Here is a 14,627-nt window from a genome sequence, read left to right as displayed (position 1 = left end):
CCATGGAATTAGCACAAGCCATTCAATTCATCGCCGCGGGTCTGATGCTGGGTCTCGGTGCCATCGGCGCGGGTGTGGGTATCGGCGTACTCGGCGGCCGGTTCCTCGAAGGTGCCGCGCGCCAGCCCGAACTGATCCCGATGTTGCGCACGCAATTCTTCATCGTCATGGGCTTGACCGACGCGCTGCCGGTCATCTCCATCGCCATGGGCCTCTACGTGATGTTTGCCGCCTGAACAAGGTCCGGCTCCGGTCGGGAGTGCGTCGCTCGCGCTGCGCGAGCAGCGCCCCGAGGTTTAGGCACGAGGCTTAGGTATGAATATCAATCTAACCCTGTTCGCCCAGATGATCGCCTTTGCGCTGTTCGTCTGGTTTTGCATGAAATACGTGTGGCCACCGATCGTCACGGCGCTTGCCGATCGCAAGATGAGGATCGCCGAAGGTCTCGCCGCCGCCGAACGCGGTCACCAGGAAAAAGAGCTCGGTGAGCAGCGCGCGTTGGTTCTGATCAAGGAGGCCAAGACCACCGCTGCCGACATCGTCGCGCAGGCGCAGAAGCGGGCCAACGAAATCATCGAGGAAGCCAAGAACGACGCCCGTGACGAGAGCGGACGCGTGGTCGCGGCGGCTCAGGCCGAAATCGATCGCGAGACCAATCGCGCCCGCGAAGAACTCCGCGAGCGCGTCGCCTCGCTCGCCGTGGCCGCCGCGGAGAAGATCCTACAGAAGGAGATCGATATCGACACGCATAGAGGCCTCGTCGATTCGTTCGCCAAGCAGCTTTAAGGACCGCCCATGGCCGGAGACATCACCACCATCGCACGGCCCTATGCCGAGGCCGTATTCGAGCGCGCGAAAGAGGTCGGTCAGGTGGAGACCTGGTCGGTCGCCTTGCAGACCCTGGCGGCGATCGTGTCCGATCCAAGGATCGCCGAGCAGATCGCCAATCCGAACGTCCCGCGCGAGCGCACCCGCAAGCTCGTGCTTGATGTCTGCGGTGATGACTTTCCGCCGGAGGCTGCCAATCTTCTGAGCTTGCTCGCGCACAACCGCCGGCTGGCCGCACTGCCCGAGATCACACGACTGTTCGAAGCCAGCCGCATCGCCGATCAGGGTGTCACCAATGTCCTGATCCGCAGCGCGTTTGAGATCACCGACGCCGAGCAGGCTGCCATCGCGGCCTCTCTCGCCAAACGCTTCGGCGGCCGCGTGGACATCACGGTCGAGACCGACACCGCGCTGATCGGTGGGATCGAGATCCGTGCCGGCGACGTCGTGATCGACGACTCGGTCCGCGGGAAGCTCCAGCAACTGGCTCAAGCACTGCAATTCTGAACGGGACACCGCCATGCAACTGAATCCTTCCGAGATCAGTGATCTCATCAAACAGAAGATCGAGAAACTCGATCTCCAGACCGAGGCGCGCACCGAGGGCACCATCGTCAGTCTGACCGATGGCATCGTGCGCGTGCACGGCCTCTCGGACGCCAAGTATTACGAGATGCTGGAATTCCCCGGCGACACCTTTGGCTTGGCGCTCAATCTCGAGCGCGACTCGGTCGGCGCCGTGGTGCTCGGTGACTTCACGCACCTCACCGAAGGCGACTGGGTTCGTTGCACCGGTCGTGTGCTTGAAGTGCCCGTCGGTGAAGGCTTGCTCGGTCGTGTTGTCGACTCACTGGGCAATCCACTCGACGGCAAGGGTCCGATTCAGGCCGCCGGAACCTCACCCATCGAGAAAGTTGCCCCGGGCGTGATCGCGCGCCAATCGGTCGACGAACCCGTGCAGACTGGCTTGAAAGCCATCGACGCCATGGTGCCCGTCGGACGCGGTCAGCGTGAGCTGATCATCGGCGACCGGCAAACGGGAAAGACCGCCGTTGCCGTCGATGCCATCATCAATCAGAAAGGCACCGGCGTAAAATGCATCTACGTCGCGGTCGGGCAGAAGAATTCCTCGATCGCGGCATTGGTGCGGAAGCTCGAAGAGCATGGCGCCATGGACCACACCATCATCGTGGCCGCGGCCGCCGCTGAGTCCGCGGCGATGCAATACATCGCCCCCTACAGCGGTTGCACCATGGGCGAGTATTTCCGTGACAAGGGCGAGGATGCCTTGATCGTCTACGACGACCTGACCAAGCAAGCCTGGGCCTACCGCCAAGTCTCGCTGTTGCTCCGCCGCCCACCGGGTCGCGAGGCCTACCCAGGGGACGTCTTCTACCTGCACTCGCGCCTGCTCGAGCGGGCCGCGCGGGTCAACGCGCACTATGTCGAGGAAGCCACCGGCGGGGCCGTGAAAGGCAAGACGGGCTCACTGACCGCGCTCCCGATCATCGAGACGCAGGCCGGTGACGTGTCCGCGTTCGTTCCGACCAACGTGATCTCCATCACCGACGGTCAGATCTTCCTCGAGACCGACCTCTTCAACGCGGGCATCCGCCCAGCCATCAATGCCGGTCTCTCGGTCTCACGTGTCGGCGGCGCGGCGCAGACGAAGATCATCAAAAAGCTTGGTGGTGGGATTCGGTTGGCCCTCGCGCAGTATCGTGAGCTGGCGGCCTTCTCGCAGTTCGCATCCGATCTCGACGAGGCGACGCGCAAACAGTTGCAGCGCGGTGAGCGCGTCACCGAACTGATGAAGCAGTTCCAGTACTCGCCGATGAGCGTCGGACAGATGGCCTTGTCGCTGTTCGCCGCCAACGAGGGCTACCTCGATGACGTCGAGGTCAAGAAGGTCGTCGACTTCGAGCAGGCGATGCAAAGTTACATGAAATCCGCCCAGTCGGCCCTGCTCGAGCGCATTGACTCGACCGGGGACTTCAACGCGGAGATCGAAGCCGCGATGCATGAGGCCCTGAAAGACTTCAAGGCAAACAACACCTGGTAGTCGGATGCCAAGGTTGGGCTCCCACCGCGGGCAGCCCAACCACGGCGGCTCAGGACTGCATCATTACCCCACCGCGCCCGGAGACAAGACTGGCGGCCGGTGATCGAAGGCCGGGAGCTCAAGCATGGCAGGCGCCAAAGAAATCCGCACCAAGATCGCGAGCATCAAAAGCACGCAGAAAATCACCGGCGCCATGCAAATGGTGGCGGCATCCAAGATGCGCAAAGCGCAGGACCGGATGGCATCCTCACGACCCTATTCCGAAAAGATGCTGCAGGTCATCAGCCATCTCGCGCGCGCAACCCCCGAGTATCGCCACTCCTTCATGGCGATCGAGCGGCCACTGAAACGGGTCGGCTACATCGTGGTGTCGTCCGATCGTGGCCTCTGTGGCGGCCTGAACAGCAATCTGTTCCGGCGCTTGGTGATCGACATCAAGGAGAAGCGCGCGGCCGGGGCCGAACCCGCCTTCTGCACGATCGGCACCAAGGCACTCGGTTTTTTCAAGCGGTTCGGCGGGGAGGTTCTCGCGCAGGTCACCCATCTCGGTGACAAGCCGCACATCGAGGATCTGATCGGGCCCATCAAGGTGATGCTCGACGCCTTCGAGGCCGGAAAACTCGATGCCATCTATATCGCAAGCAACCAGTTCATCAACACCATGACGCAGCGCCCGGCGATCCAACAGCTGGTTCCGATCGTGGGCGAAGAGCAGGCCGAGATGCCCCATCGCTGGGACTACATCTACGAGCCGGATGCGCGAACCGTGTTGAATGGACTCCTGACACGCTACATCGAATCCTTGGTCTACCAGGCCGTCGTCGAGAACGGCGCTTGTGAGCAATCCGCACGGATGGTCGCGATGAAGTCGGCCTCGGACAATGCGGGGAACCTGATCAGCGAATTGCAGCTGGTCTACAACAAGGCCCGCCAGGCAGCCATCACCCAGGAGATCTCCGAGATCGTCAGTGGTGCCGCCGCCGTCTGAGCGCCGCGCGCGACCCGAGGTCGATGCGACGGATGCCCTGAGCCGACCGCCGGTGACCCTCGACGTCCCTCACCGGGACGCGAGTCCAGACAGAATCGCTATTGGCCGCAAGGCATGAGAGGAAAAGAGTATGAGCGCTGGTAACGTGGTGGAGATCATCGGGGCCGTCGTCGACGTGCAATTCCCGCGCGGCGAGATCCCGAAGGTCTATGAGGCCCTGAAGATCGAAGCGACCGGATTGACCCTGGAAGTCCAACAACAGCTCGGCGACGGGATCGTGCGGGCGATCGCCATGGGTTCGACCGACGGTCTGCAACGCGGCTTGCCCGCGGTTGCGACCGGAGCCCCGATCCAGGTCCCGGTTGGTCAAAAGACCCTCGGCCGGATCATGGACGTGCTGGGGAACCCGATCGATGAACTCGGCGAGGTGGGTTCCGAGGAGCGTTGGTCGATCCACCGTGAGCCCCCGGCCTTCGAGGATCAAGCGGCCAGCACCGAGATCCTCGAGACCGGCATCAAGGTCATCGACCTCATCATGCCGATTCCGAAAGGCGGTAAGGTCGGCCTGTTCGGCGGTGCCGGTGTCGGCAAGACCGTTACCCTGATGGAGCTCATCCGCAACATCGCGGCCGAGCACTCCGGTTTCTCCGTGTTCGCCGGCGTCGGCGAGCGGACCCGCGAAGGGAACGACTTCTATCATGAGATGAAGGAGTCGAACGTTCTCGACAAGGTCGCGCTGGTCTATGGCCAGATGAATGAGCCCCCGGGCAACCGTCTGCGCGTCGCCCTGACCGGCCTGACCATGGCCGAATTCTTCCGCGAGGAAGGCCGTGACGTCCTGCTCTTCATCGACAACATCTATCGCTACACCCTCGCGGGCACCGAGGTCTCGGCACTGCTCGGGCGCATGCCCTCCGCGGTGGGCTATCAGCCAACCCTGGCCTCCGAGATGGGCGCGCTGCAGGAGCGCATCACCTCGACCCGCACCGGTTCCATCACCTCCTTCCAGGCCGTCTACGTGCCTGCGGACGATTTGACGGACCCCTCGCCGGCGACCACCTTCGCGCATCTCGATGCCACCCTGGTGCTCTCGCGTCAGATCGCCGAGCTCGGCATCTATCCGGCGGTCGATCCGCTGGACTCCACGAGTCGGATCTTGGATCCCAACGTGGTCGGTCAGGATCACTATCAGACCGCCCGTGCCGTTCAAGGAACGCTGCAGCGCTACAAGGAACTCAAGGACATCATCGCGATCCTGGGGATGGACGAGCTCTCCGACGAGGACAAACTCACCGTCTCGCGGGCGCGCAAGATGCAGCGCTTCCTCTCCCAGCCCTTCTTCGTCGCCGAGGTCTTCACCGGATCACCGGGAAAGTATGTGTCGGTGAAGGACACCATCAAGGACTTCAAGGCGATTGTGAGTGGCGAGTACGATCATCTGCCAGAGCAGGCCTTCTACATGGTCGGCGGCATCGAAGAGGCCGTTGCGAAGGCCGAGAAGATGGGCAGCTGAGACAGCCTGGCGCATTAACGGAGGTCCATCATCATGGCCATGACAATCCACGTCGACATCGTGAGTGCCGAAGGGGCCATTCACTCGGGCTTGGCAACGATGGTGTATGCCACCGCCGAGCTTGGCGAGGTCGGAATCGCACCGCGTCACACCGCCTTCATCAGCCGTCTCAAACCGGGTGATGTGCGGGTCGAGAACGAGCAGGGCGAACAAGAGCACTTCTATGTCTCCGGTGGCATGCTGGAAGTGCAGCCGCACCTGGTGACGGTACTCGCTGACACGGCCATCCGCGCCGCGAATCTCGACGAGGCCGCCGCGCTCGATGCCAAGCGGCGCGCCGAGGAATCGCTCGCGGGCCAGACTGCGCAATTCGAGTATGCTAAGGCACAGGTCGAGTTGGCCGAGGCCATCGCACAGCTTCGTGCGATCGAGAAACTGCGCAAGATGAAAGGCTAGGCGGCCCTGCGCGCGTCCGGCCCCAGTGATCGACGGCCCGCTCCCCTCGAGCGGGCTCACGCTTTCAAGAACCCCGCCAGCCTATCTTCAACGGCCTGATCCGCCGCCCGGTGTCGGGCCCCTCCGACGATCCCGAACCTGAGGTCCTCCGCAGCATGCCAGACGAACTCATCGGAACCGGCAAATTCGTCGCCCTGACCTACCGCATCGAAGACCATGAGGGTCAGCTCCTCGAACAGACCGATGTCCCCGTCGGTTACATCCACGGCGGCCAGACCGAACTCATCGGTGGGATGGATGCCGCGATTGAGGGGTGTTGTGTCGGCGACGAGGTGGCCTTGGCCCTCGCGCCCGAGCAGGGCTTTGGACCCCGCGATCCCAGCCTCACCTTCACCGACCAGCTCGAGAACGTCCCATCGGAGTTTCACTTCATCGGCGCCGAAGTGCCGATGCAGAACGAACAGGGCGAGGTTCGGCAATTCCATGTCACGCAGATCGAGAATGGTCTGCTCACGGTCGACGGCAACCATCCGTTCGCGGGCAAACCACTGCAGGTGCGCATTCGGATTGTCGAGGTGCGCGAACCGACCCACGCTGAATTGTCCGCCGATCTCGGTGGGGACGAGCGGCTCCCGGGCGGCAGTTTGCATTGATGGCTAGGGTAGGAGGCAAGGCATGAAGCTCGGTGTCGTGATCTTGGCCGCGGGGCTTGGCAAGCGGATGCAGTCCAGCCTGCCCAAAGTACTCCACCCATTGGCCGGTCGGCCACTGCTGGACCATGTGCTCGAAACGGCACGCGGACTTGCCGCCGAGGCCATCGTGATCGTCCATGGCCACGGTGGTGAGTTGGTGCGCGAGCGGCTGGCCGACGCCGACTGTCGCTGGGTCGTCCAACACCCACAGTTGGGAACCGGACATGCGGTGATGCAGGCACTGCCCATCGTCAACGACATGGATCGCATCCTCATCCTCTACGGGGATGTCCCACTGATCACGGTCGCAACATTGCAGCGGCTGCTCGAGGCCTCGGCAGAAACCGCGCTGGGGATTCTGACCGCCGAACTCGCCGACCCCACCGGATACGGGCGCATCCTGCGTGATCCCAGCGGCCGGGTCACGGGGATCGTCGAGCAGCGCGATGCTAGCCCGGCGCAACAAGCCATCACCGAGATCAATTCGGGCTTCCTGGTCGCTGAGCGTGCCCGTCTCGAGACCTGGTTGAGCCAGGTCGGCAACGACAACCGTCAGGGTGAGTACTACCTCACGGACATCACCGCCCTCGCCGCCCGCGAGGGCGTGACCATTGCCACCGTCCAACCCAGTCGTCTCGCCGAGATCTCCGGCGTGAACGATCGCGTCCAACTCGCGACCTTGGAACGAGACTATCAGCAGCAAGCGGCCGAGCGGCTGATGCGGGCCGGCGTCACCCTCGCCGACCCCACGCGCTTCGATCTACGCGGTCGACTCCATGTCGAGCAGGATGTCAGCATCGATATCAACTGCGTGATCGAGGGTGAGGTCTGGCTTGCCGAGGGCGTCCAAATCGGCCCGGGCTGTGTGCTCAAGGACTGCCGCATCGGGCGCGGCACCCAGATCTCGGCGCATTCGATCATCGAGGGCGCCCTCGTCGGCGCGGAGGCCCGGATCGGCCCCTTCGCGCGCCTGCGCCCGCGCACCCAACTCGCCGATCGGACCCACGTCGGCAATTTCGTCGAACTCAAGCAAACACAGCTGGGCACCGGCAGCAAAGCCAATCACCTGAGCTATCTCGGCGACGCCGAGATCGGTGCGGACGTGAACATCGGAGCCGGAACCATTACCTGCAATTATGACGGCGCAAACAAGTGGCAAACCACGATCGAGCGCGGTGCCTTCATCGGCTCCAATAGCGCGCTGGTCGCTCCGGTGCGCATCGGTGCGGATGCGACGATCGGCGCCGGTTCGGTGATCGCGCGCGATGCACCGGCCGCTGAATTGACCTTGACGCGCGCCAAACAGGCGACCATTCCCGGCTGGCAGCGGCCCAAGAAACGTCCTACACCCTGATGCCAACGGCGTTACGCCGAGGACTGGTCAGCCGCCCGGCCCATCGCGGGAAAACCGATGGCGAGCGCCCGCACGACACGCCGGGTACACTGACGGCTGGACTCAGGATCACTGACGGGGAAATCATCCATGTGTGGCATCGTCGGCGCCATTGCGCAGCGTCCGGTCTCGGCCATCCTGCTCGAGGGCCTGAGACGACTCGAGTATCGCGGCTATGATTCAGCCGGGATCGCCATCCTTGATCCCGCTGGGGCACTGAACCGCGCCCGCACGCTCGGCAAGGTGGCGCGTCTCGCCGAGGCAGTCGCCGAGACGCCGATGGCCGGCACGCTCGGCATCGCCCATACCCGCTGGGCGACCCACGGAGAGCCCGCGGCCCGCAACGCGCACCCCCACGTCTGTCGCGACCGCTGTCTGGTGGTGCACAACGGCATCATCGAGAATCATGAAGTGCTGCGCCGCGACCAACTCGCAGCCGGCCATCGCTTTACCTCAGAGACCGATACCGAGGTCATTGTCCACGCCATCTACGACGAACTCGCGGCTGGCGGGGACTTGATCGACGCCGTGCGGCGTGCCACCGCCACCCTGCGTGGAGCCTATGCCCTCGGCGTCATCGATGCCAAGGATCCCGATCACCTGGTCGCCGCCCGGCAAGGCAGCCCGCTGGTGATCGGTGTGGGCTTCGGGGAGCACTTCATCGCCTCGGACGTGTTCGCGCTGCTGCCGGTCACCCATCGCTTCATCTTTCTCGAGGAAGGTGATCTGGCCGAACTGACCCGCGATGAGGTGCGCATCTGGGATCGTGATGGTCAACGGGTCACCCGCCCGGTGACCACCTCCACCATTTCGATTGATGCCGCCGAGCGCGGTGACTATCGCCATTTCATGCTCAAGGAGATCTTCGAGCAACCCCGCGCGGTCGCGGACACCCTCGAAGGGCGCATCGCCGGAGCTCACGTGGTCCCGGAGAGTTTCGGGTATGGCGCGCCGGAGGTCTTCCAGCGAGCCCGTTCGGTCGTCCTGGTCGCCTGTGGCACCAGCTATCACGCCGCGTTGGTCGCCCGTTATTGGATCGAATCCATCGCCGGACTGCCCTGCACGGTCGAGGTCGCAAGCGAGTACCGCTACCGCAAGCACGTGGTCCCGACCGATGCCCTCTTCGTCACCCTTTCGCAGTCGGGGGAGACGGCCGACACCCTCGCCGCCCTGCGACTCGCGAAGGAGTCCGGCTTCGCCGCGACACTCGCGATCTGCAATGTCCCCGAAAGCTCACTGGTGCGCGAATCCGACCTGGTGCTGCTCACGCACGCCGGCCCCGAAATCGGCGTCGCCTCGACCAAGGCCTTCACGACCCAATTGGTCGCGCTCCTGCTCCTGACCCTGGCACTCGGCCGCGCCCAGTCCCTCGACGAGGCCACCGAGGCCGCCATGGTCACCATCCTGCGCACCTTGCCCACCAAGATCGAGGCCGTGCTGGAACTGGATGCGCGCATCGCTGCGCTCGCTGAAACCTTCGTCGACAAGCAGCACACCCTGTTCCTCGGACGTGGCGAGCAGTACCCGATCGCGATGGAGGGCGCTCTCAAACTCAAGGAAATCTCCTATATCCATGCCGAGGCCTATCCGGCTGGCGAACTCAAGCACGGTCCCCTCGCACTCATCGATGATCAGATGCCCGTCGTCGCGGTCGCGCCCAACAACAGCCTGCTCGAAAAGCTGAAATCCAATCTCGAGGAGGTGCGTGCGCGCGGCGGACAGCTTTATGTCTTCGCCGATCGCGATGTCCCCATGAGTGAAGAGGACGGGGTCACCGTCATCCGCCTCCCCGAGACCGACGACCTGCTCGACCCCATCATCTTCACCATCCCGATGCAGCTCCTGGCCTATCACGTCGCCGTGCTCAAGGGGACCGATGTCGACCAACCGCGAAACCTGGCGAAATCAGTCACTGTGGAGTGACGGAGTCAATCAAGGTCGATCTTCTGCATTGGGATCGTCTCGCCAACCCGAGTCTGAAAGACCAGATTCCGCGTGAAGCGCGCCTGTTCTTCGCGGCGCGCGCGGATCACCAGTTGGAGCCCGAGGCATGACCCGGCACAATGGCCCTTGTCGATCATGACACCTGTTCAAACACGCATCACCCTGCTCAACACTTAGCCTCGGTGGACATTCTCTATCTCGACCAGACCCTGGTCGCGGTCCACAAACCAGCGGGACTGCTGGTGCATCACAGTCGCATCGATCGGCATGCGCGCCACGCCGCCGTCCAGTTGGTGCGCGACCAGATCGGCCAGCGCGTCTACCCGGTGCATCGTCTCGACAAGCCCACCTCTGGCGTGTTGCTGTTTGCCCTCGACCCAGGCACCGCGCGTGCGCTCGTCGAGCAGTTCAGCGCCGGTCACGTGCGCAAACAGTATCTCGCAATCGTGCGTGGCTACACCCAGGAGACCGGCTCGATCGACACCGCGCTCACCGAACGGCTCGATCCGATCGCCGACGCACAGGCCGATCGGGACAAGGCCCCTCAAACAGCGTCCACCCAATATCGCTGCCTGGCACGGGTCGAACTGCCGCATCCAGTTGGGCGCTACCGCACCGCCCGCTACTCACTGCTCGAGCTGCGGCCCCGCACCGGTCGTCAACACCAGTTGCGCCGTCATCTGAAACACATCTTCCACCCGATCATCGGCGACACCACCCACGGCGACGGCCGCCATAACCGCTTCTTTCGCGAGCACTTCGACAACCAGCGACTCCTGCTCGCCGCGACCGCGCTCCAGTGCCTCCATCCCACCAGTGGCGAGCCGCTGCGCATCACCGCGCCGCCGGCAGCCGAATTCCAGCGGATCCTCGCCGCACTTGGCTGGAGCGACAGGATCGCACCACACCCTGAGGTCGGTCACGGGCCTTGACGACGACCATCGTCTTTCAGCCCACTCCGGTGTGATGCCATCAGGCACCGGGCACGGAACAGGGCACGCCATCGACGCGAACACTTAGTCATGTCAACCGCTCATAAATGCCTAAGATCATCAACACAATCTGCTCTGATCCGGCATGTTCACGCCGTCATCGTCGCGGCCTTGGGCGAGCCCAAGGTCTGACGCAACTCGTGCGTGCGTTTAAGGTCCGGCCTAAGCGTGTCCAGACCACGAGCCAGGATGTTCCTGGCCGCGTTCAGGTCGCGATCCATGACGTTGCCGCAGTCGCATTTCATCGTGCGCACCGATAGCGGCATGTCATGCCGTTGACCGCATTCAGAGCAAGTCCGGCTGCTCGGCTCGAAGCGCCAGATGAAGGACACTTCGACGCCGCGCAGTTCGGCCTTGTACTCGATCATCCGCCGCAGCAGGCCGAAACCGGCATCACTGATCGGGCGGGCGAGCCTGCCGTTCCTGACCATGCCTTTGACGTTCAGGTCTTCCAGGCAGATGACCTTATCGTCGCGGGTTAACTAGTCCGACAACTCGTGCAGCACAGCTTGGCGCTGATCGCTGATGCGCTTGTGCAGCTTGGCAACCGCGAGCTTGGCTCTCGCCCGGCGGTTCGATCCTTTCTGCTTGCGCGACAGTCTGCGCTGCTTTCTCTTCAACGCCTTCAAGTTCCGCTTCAGTGCGTTGTTCTCAGGGAAGACGGTGCCGTCCGAGGTGACCGCCAAAGACTTGATGCCGAAATCGACGCCGACAGCTTCCTTCTTGAATGTCGGGAAGCCTGGTTTCTGGCCCAGCTTCACACGGCGGAAGAAGTGCTTGAAGGCGTTGTCGAGGTCATCAATCGCGTTGCGGGTCACTCGGCTGGACACTTCGTTGTACCAGGGGTGCGCCGGGCGGATCACCTTCATATAGTGCTGGTACGCCGCAGCTTTCGACCACTTCACGTCCTTTTGACTGAAGTGTTCAAGCAGCTGGTTGTAGCAATGACGACGAGACCCGCAAGCACGCGCTAAATAGCCCGCTTGTTCGGCTGTCGGACGCAGTTCAATCTTGTGGGCGAGCAACATCGTAGATCCCGAGTTCTTCCGCAATAGCGTCACCAGCAGACTGAAGGTCCGCCAGCAGCTTCTTGTGCTTTCTTGAACGACTGCCGTACAGCCGGGCCGAAAAGACCGTGATGATTTCCAGCACGTCCCGGGCAAGCTCTTCTTCGAAGCTCGGCTGCTCACCCTTGTGGATGATGACGATCTCAATGCCCTGTATCTCGCACAACGAAAAAACCAGTTCAGAACCGAAACGCAGGAGCCTGTCCTTGTGCGTCAACACCAAACGGCGCATCTGGCGTCGAAGGATCATCTCCAAGAGCGTCTGAAGCCCTTTCTTCCGATAGTTCATGCCGGACCCGAGGTCGCGAATGACCTCCGTGCGCCAACCCTTCGCAGCGCAGTAGGCTTCAAGCATCTCGTGCTGACGATCAAGGTCCGTCTTTTGATCGTGGCTCGACACCCGCGCGTAGCAGATCGTCGGGGCGTCCACATCCCCAAGCGCAAGCAGATCGGCAACAGCGTAGTACCGAGTCCCGCCCTTCGTTTTGCACGCGGGGAGAAGCTCGCCTGTCGACTCCCACTTACGCAAGGTCGCGGGGGTCGAGCCGATCATCGCGGCGGCTTCACCAATCTTGACTAGCTTGCGTTCCATAGCACATGGTTATGGCAGATTGGCTAAGATTTCAAGCGCCAGTGACCAGCCCCAGGGCCTTGAACGCCGCCTGGCGCATGTCGCCGAAGAACACCGGATCGACGTGCTCCAGAACCTCTGGATTCACATCCAGAAACTGTCGCTTGTTTTCGATCGGGATCAGCGCGCGTTTGCCGCCGTTGTCCATCGCGACTTGGAGCGGCTCGGTGAGAGAGCGCACGGGCTTGACGTTGCCCTGGATACTCATGTCTCCGAGCACCAGCAGAGCGGGTTGGGGCGGCGCCTTTCGCAACGCGGAGTAGGCCGCGACAAAGAACGCGACGCCGATCTCGGCCTCGACCTTGTTGCCGAGCAGATCAATGACCTCGACGTGGAAGTCGGAGGTGTCCATCTCGCGCGGCACGCCGAACGCGGTCTTGCTTGCAGAGAGAAAGCTGAATGCGCGGTTGACGGACTCCTTCATGGATCCGCTTACTCCGCCGGCGAATTTCAGTTTTCCGGTTCCCGAGGAGAGCGTGATCTCGACACGGTAGAGACCCACCGTGCCGTCTCCGCTGACCGATGCGGTGTAGAGCGTCCCGGGCGGCAGCGGATCGGCCGAGATGAGATCCCGACCGCCCTGCTCCGCCACCCCGACGAACCTCTCTTCGCCCGTGTCGTTCACCAGATAGCTGAAGGACGTCTGGTAGTACTCGAAGGAGCCCATCTTCTTGAGCTGCTCCTTCACCCGGCGACGGCCCTCCAGCGCCAACTCGAGGAGCTCGGCGAGATCTTCGCGAGACACCTGCCCATGCGGGTGGAGGATCTTCACCAAGCCCGACACCGTTCGCCGCACCGCCTTGCGATCGCGGGCGTTCAGGTGTGATCCGAGCGCGAAGTAGTGGTCGATGATCTCGGTGAAATTGTGCTTGCGCAGCTCCCGCAGGGCCTCGGCCAGATAGTCGATCACGAAGCCATAGTGGTCGGTAAAGTGCTCGTTGCGCATCTTCGGCACTTCCCAACCCGGCAGGTAGAAGTGCAGCCGATCGATGAAGGCCATGTCGTCGCGGATCACATCGGGCATTGGAGCAAACAGATGCCCGGTCTGGACCATGACGTCGATCGGCTGCTGGGTGTTGCCGAACATGGCGATACTGGCGTAGCCCGCCATCGCCTCTTGGCCGCGCTGGAACTGGCCGGACTCGCAGAAGGTCTTCAGCGTCGTGATGACCTCCTTGGGCATCTTCTGCAGATCGGCGACCTCGTCGAAGCCGACCACATCCCAGATCATCAGCATGCCCTTCTGTTTGCCGTTCATGTGGCCGAAGAGGTTGGCCACCGTCGTCGGGCCGGTGAGCAGGGCGGCGTAGGGCGAGAGCTCCTGCACCGCATAGCTCTTGCCGGTCCCGCGCGGACCGAGCTCCACCAGGTTGTAGTTGCGCTCGCAGAGCGGGATCAGGCGGATCAGGAATAGGAGCTTGAGCCGCCGCTCCATCGCCGTCGGCTCGTAACCCATGCTGCGCAGGATGAAGTCGAGCCACTCCTCGGTGGTGAACTCCGCGCGCAGCCGACGGTACTCATCCAGATCGAAACTGGCGAGCTGAATCGGCGTGAGCTTGTCGATCCAGAACGGGTTCTTCCCTTTGGTCTCCTCGTCGTACTCGAAGCGCATGTCCACCTGCGCCCAGATGCCGCCGGTGAGAAGCCGATCGAAGTCCCGCACGTAACGGTCCGGAATGTGAACGTGGTTATGCCCGAAATTCGTCACATCGGCCCAGTACTGGGAGTCCACCAGACGGACCTTCACCTTGTCGATGAAGGTGTGTCGGCCGTTCTCTTTGACCTTGCTCTGTGCCTTCGTGCTCTCGTCCGGGCGGATGTAGTTGTCGGCCAGGGTGTCGTTGACCACCTGCAGACCCATCTGGATCGCCATCTCATCGGATGATGCGCAGTACTTCCCGAGCAGGTACTCCAGGACAAAGACCGGGACATTGGCCCCGACTTTCACTTTGCGGACCAGGTCCTTGCGAACCACCTTGCCGGCGAAGACGCGGTTAACCTTGTCGTCGAGGGAATCGCGGGAGGGTGGGGAGTTGGTCATAGGGTTCGGGGTTCAGGGGT

The 14,627-nt window shown here is 62.8% G+C and carries 16 protein-coding genes; 12 read left to right on the top strand and 4 right to left on the bottom strand.

What is annotated here, in order from left to right:
* Window positions 1-2: 2 nt before the first annotated feature.
* The 12 genes from atpE to truC all read left to right on the top strand — a co-directional run bounded on the left by atpE (window position 3) and on the right by truC (window position 10,808).
* Window positions 3-236 carry a F0F1 ATP synthase subunit C gene (gene atpE, locus CKO25_RS00120; RefSeq protein WP_200385888.1) on the top strand — a complete coding sequence of 78 codons (234 nt, stop codon included), beginning with the start codon at window positions 3-5 and terminating at the stop codon, window positions 234-236.
* Between the two features lie 79 nt (window positions 237-315).
* Complete coding sequence (locus tag CKO25_RS00115) at window positions 316-786, top strand: F0F1 ATP synthase subunit B (RefSeq protein ID WP_200385887.1); 471 nt, start codon at window positions 316-318, stop codon at window positions 784-786.
* A gap of 9 nt (window positions 787-795) precedes the next feature.
* Window positions 796-1,335, top strand: a complete 540-nt coding sequence (locus CKO25_RS00110) for a F0F1 ATP synthase subunit delta (protein ID WP_200385886.1) — start codon at window positions 796-798, stop codon at window positions 1,333-1,335.
* Between the two features lie 13 nt (window positions 1,336-1,348).
* Entirely contained in the window at window positions 1,349-2,890 is a 1,542-nt protein-coding gene (atpA, locus tag CKO25_RS00105) for a F0F1 ATP synthase subunit alpha (protein ID WP_200385885.1), read from the top strand.
* Between the two features lie 124 nt (window positions 2,891-3,014).
* Window positions 3,015-3,878 (top strand): F0F1 ATP synthase subunit gamma, encoded by an 864-nt coding sequence (atpG, locus tag CKO25_RS00100; protein WP_200385884.1) that lies wholly within the window; start codon window positions 3,015-3,017, stop codon window positions 3,876-3,878.
* A gap of 130 nt (window positions 3,879-4,008) precedes the next feature.
* On the top strand, window positions 4,009-5,391 hold the full coding sequence (gene atpD / locus CKO25_RS00095) for a F0F1 ATP synthase subunit beta (RefSeq protein ID WP_200385883.1): 1,383 nt from the start codon (window positions 4,009-4,011) through the stop codon (window positions 5,389-5,391).
* A 33-nt stretch (window positions 5,392-5,424) separates the two neighbouring features.
* Window positions 5,425-5,847 carry a F0F1 ATP synthase subunit epsilon gene (locus CKO25_RS00090; RefSeq protein ID WP_200385882.1) on the top strand — a complete coding sequence of 141 codons (423 nt, stop codon included), beginning with the start codon at window positions 5,425-5,427 and terminating at the stop codon, window positions 5,845-5,847.
* Window positions 5,848-6,002: 155 nt separating this feature from the next.
* Complete coding sequence (locus CKO25_RS00085) at window positions 6,003-6,500, top strand: FKBP-type peptidyl-prolyl cis-trans isomerase (RefSeq protein WP_200385881.1); 498 nt, start codon at window positions 6,003-6,005, stop codon at window positions 6,498-6,500.
* A 22-nt stretch (window positions 6,501-6,522) separates the two neighbouring features.
* Entirely contained in the window at window positions 6,523-7,893 is a 1,371-nt protein-coding gene (gene glmU / locus CKO25_RS00080; protein ID WP_200385880.1) for a bifunctional UDP-N-acetylglucosamine diphosphorylase/glucosamine-1-phosphate N-acetyltransferase GlmU, read from the top strand.
* Window positions 7,894-8,022: 129 nt separating this feature from the next.
* Window positions 8,023-9,855 (top strand): glutamine--fructose-6-phosphate transaminase (isomerizing), encoded by a 1,833-nt coding sequence (glmS, locus tag CKO25_RS00075; protein ID WP_200385879.1) that lies wholly within the window; start codon window positions 8,023-8,025, stop codon window positions 9,853-9,855.
* A complete protein-coding gene (locus CKO25_RS21530; RefSeq protein ID WP_276568991.1) occupies window positions 9,852-9,986 on the top strand; it encodes a hypothetical protein in 135 nt (44 codons plus the stop codon). Before glmS ends, CKO25_RS21530 begins: the two co-directional genes overlap by 4 nt.
* Window positions 9,987-9,995: 9 nt before the next feature.
* Window positions 9,996-10,808, top strand: a complete 813-nt coding sequence (gene truC / locus CKO25_RS00070; protein ID WP_207161878.1) for a tRNA pseudouridine(65) synthase TruC — start codon at window positions 9,996-9,998, stop codon at window positions 10,806-10,808.
* 149 nt (window positions 10,809-10,957) lie between these two features.
* Here the strand turns inward: truC and CKO25_RS20940 are convergent, their stop codons facing one another.
* The 4 genes from CKO25_RS20940 to brxL are packed head-to-tail and all read right to left on the bottom strand — an operon-like array spanning window position 10,958 to window position 14,607.
* Window positions 10,958-11,329, bottom strand: coding sequence for an RNA-guided endonuclease InsQ/TnpB family protein (locus CKO25_RS20940; protein ID WP_338115051.1), 372 nt, complete (start codon window positions 11,327-11,329; stop codon window positions 10,958-10,960).
* A gap of 21 nt (window positions 11,330-11,350) precedes the next feature.
* Window positions 11,351-11,896: an RNA-guided endonuclease InsQ/TnpB family protein gene (locus tag CKO25_RS20935; protein WP_242467229.1), complete on the bottom strand. Its 546-nt coding sequence runs from the start codon at window positions 11,894-11,896 to the stop codon at window positions 11,351-11,353.
* Window positions 11,874-12,527: an IS607 family transposase gene (locus CKO25_RS00060; protein WP_200385878.1), complete on the bottom strand. Its 654-nt coding sequence runs from the start codon at window positions 12,525-12,527 to the stop codon at window positions 11,874-11,876. The genes CKO25_RS20935 and CKO25_RS00060 overlap by 23 nt, the downstream gene beginning before the upstream one ends.
* A 31-nt stretch (window positions 12,528-12,558) precedes the next feature.
* The gene (gene brxL / locus CKO25_RS00055; protein ID WP_200385877.1) at window positions 12,559-14,607 is read right to left on the bottom strand and encodes a protease Lon-related BREX system protein BrxL; all 2,049 of its coding nucleotides are present in this window, start codon (window positions 14,605-14,607) and stop codon (window positions 12,559-12,561) included.
* Window positions 14,608-14,627 lie beyond the last annotated feature (20 nt).

The sequence above is a fragment of the Thiocapsa imhoffii genome (assembly GCF_016583985.1).
GTDB lineage: Bacteria > Pseudomonadota > Gammaproteobacteria > Chromatiales > Chromatiaceae > Thiocapsa > Thiocapsa imhoffii.
This window is presented reverse-complemented; position numbering and strand designations above follow the sequence as displayed.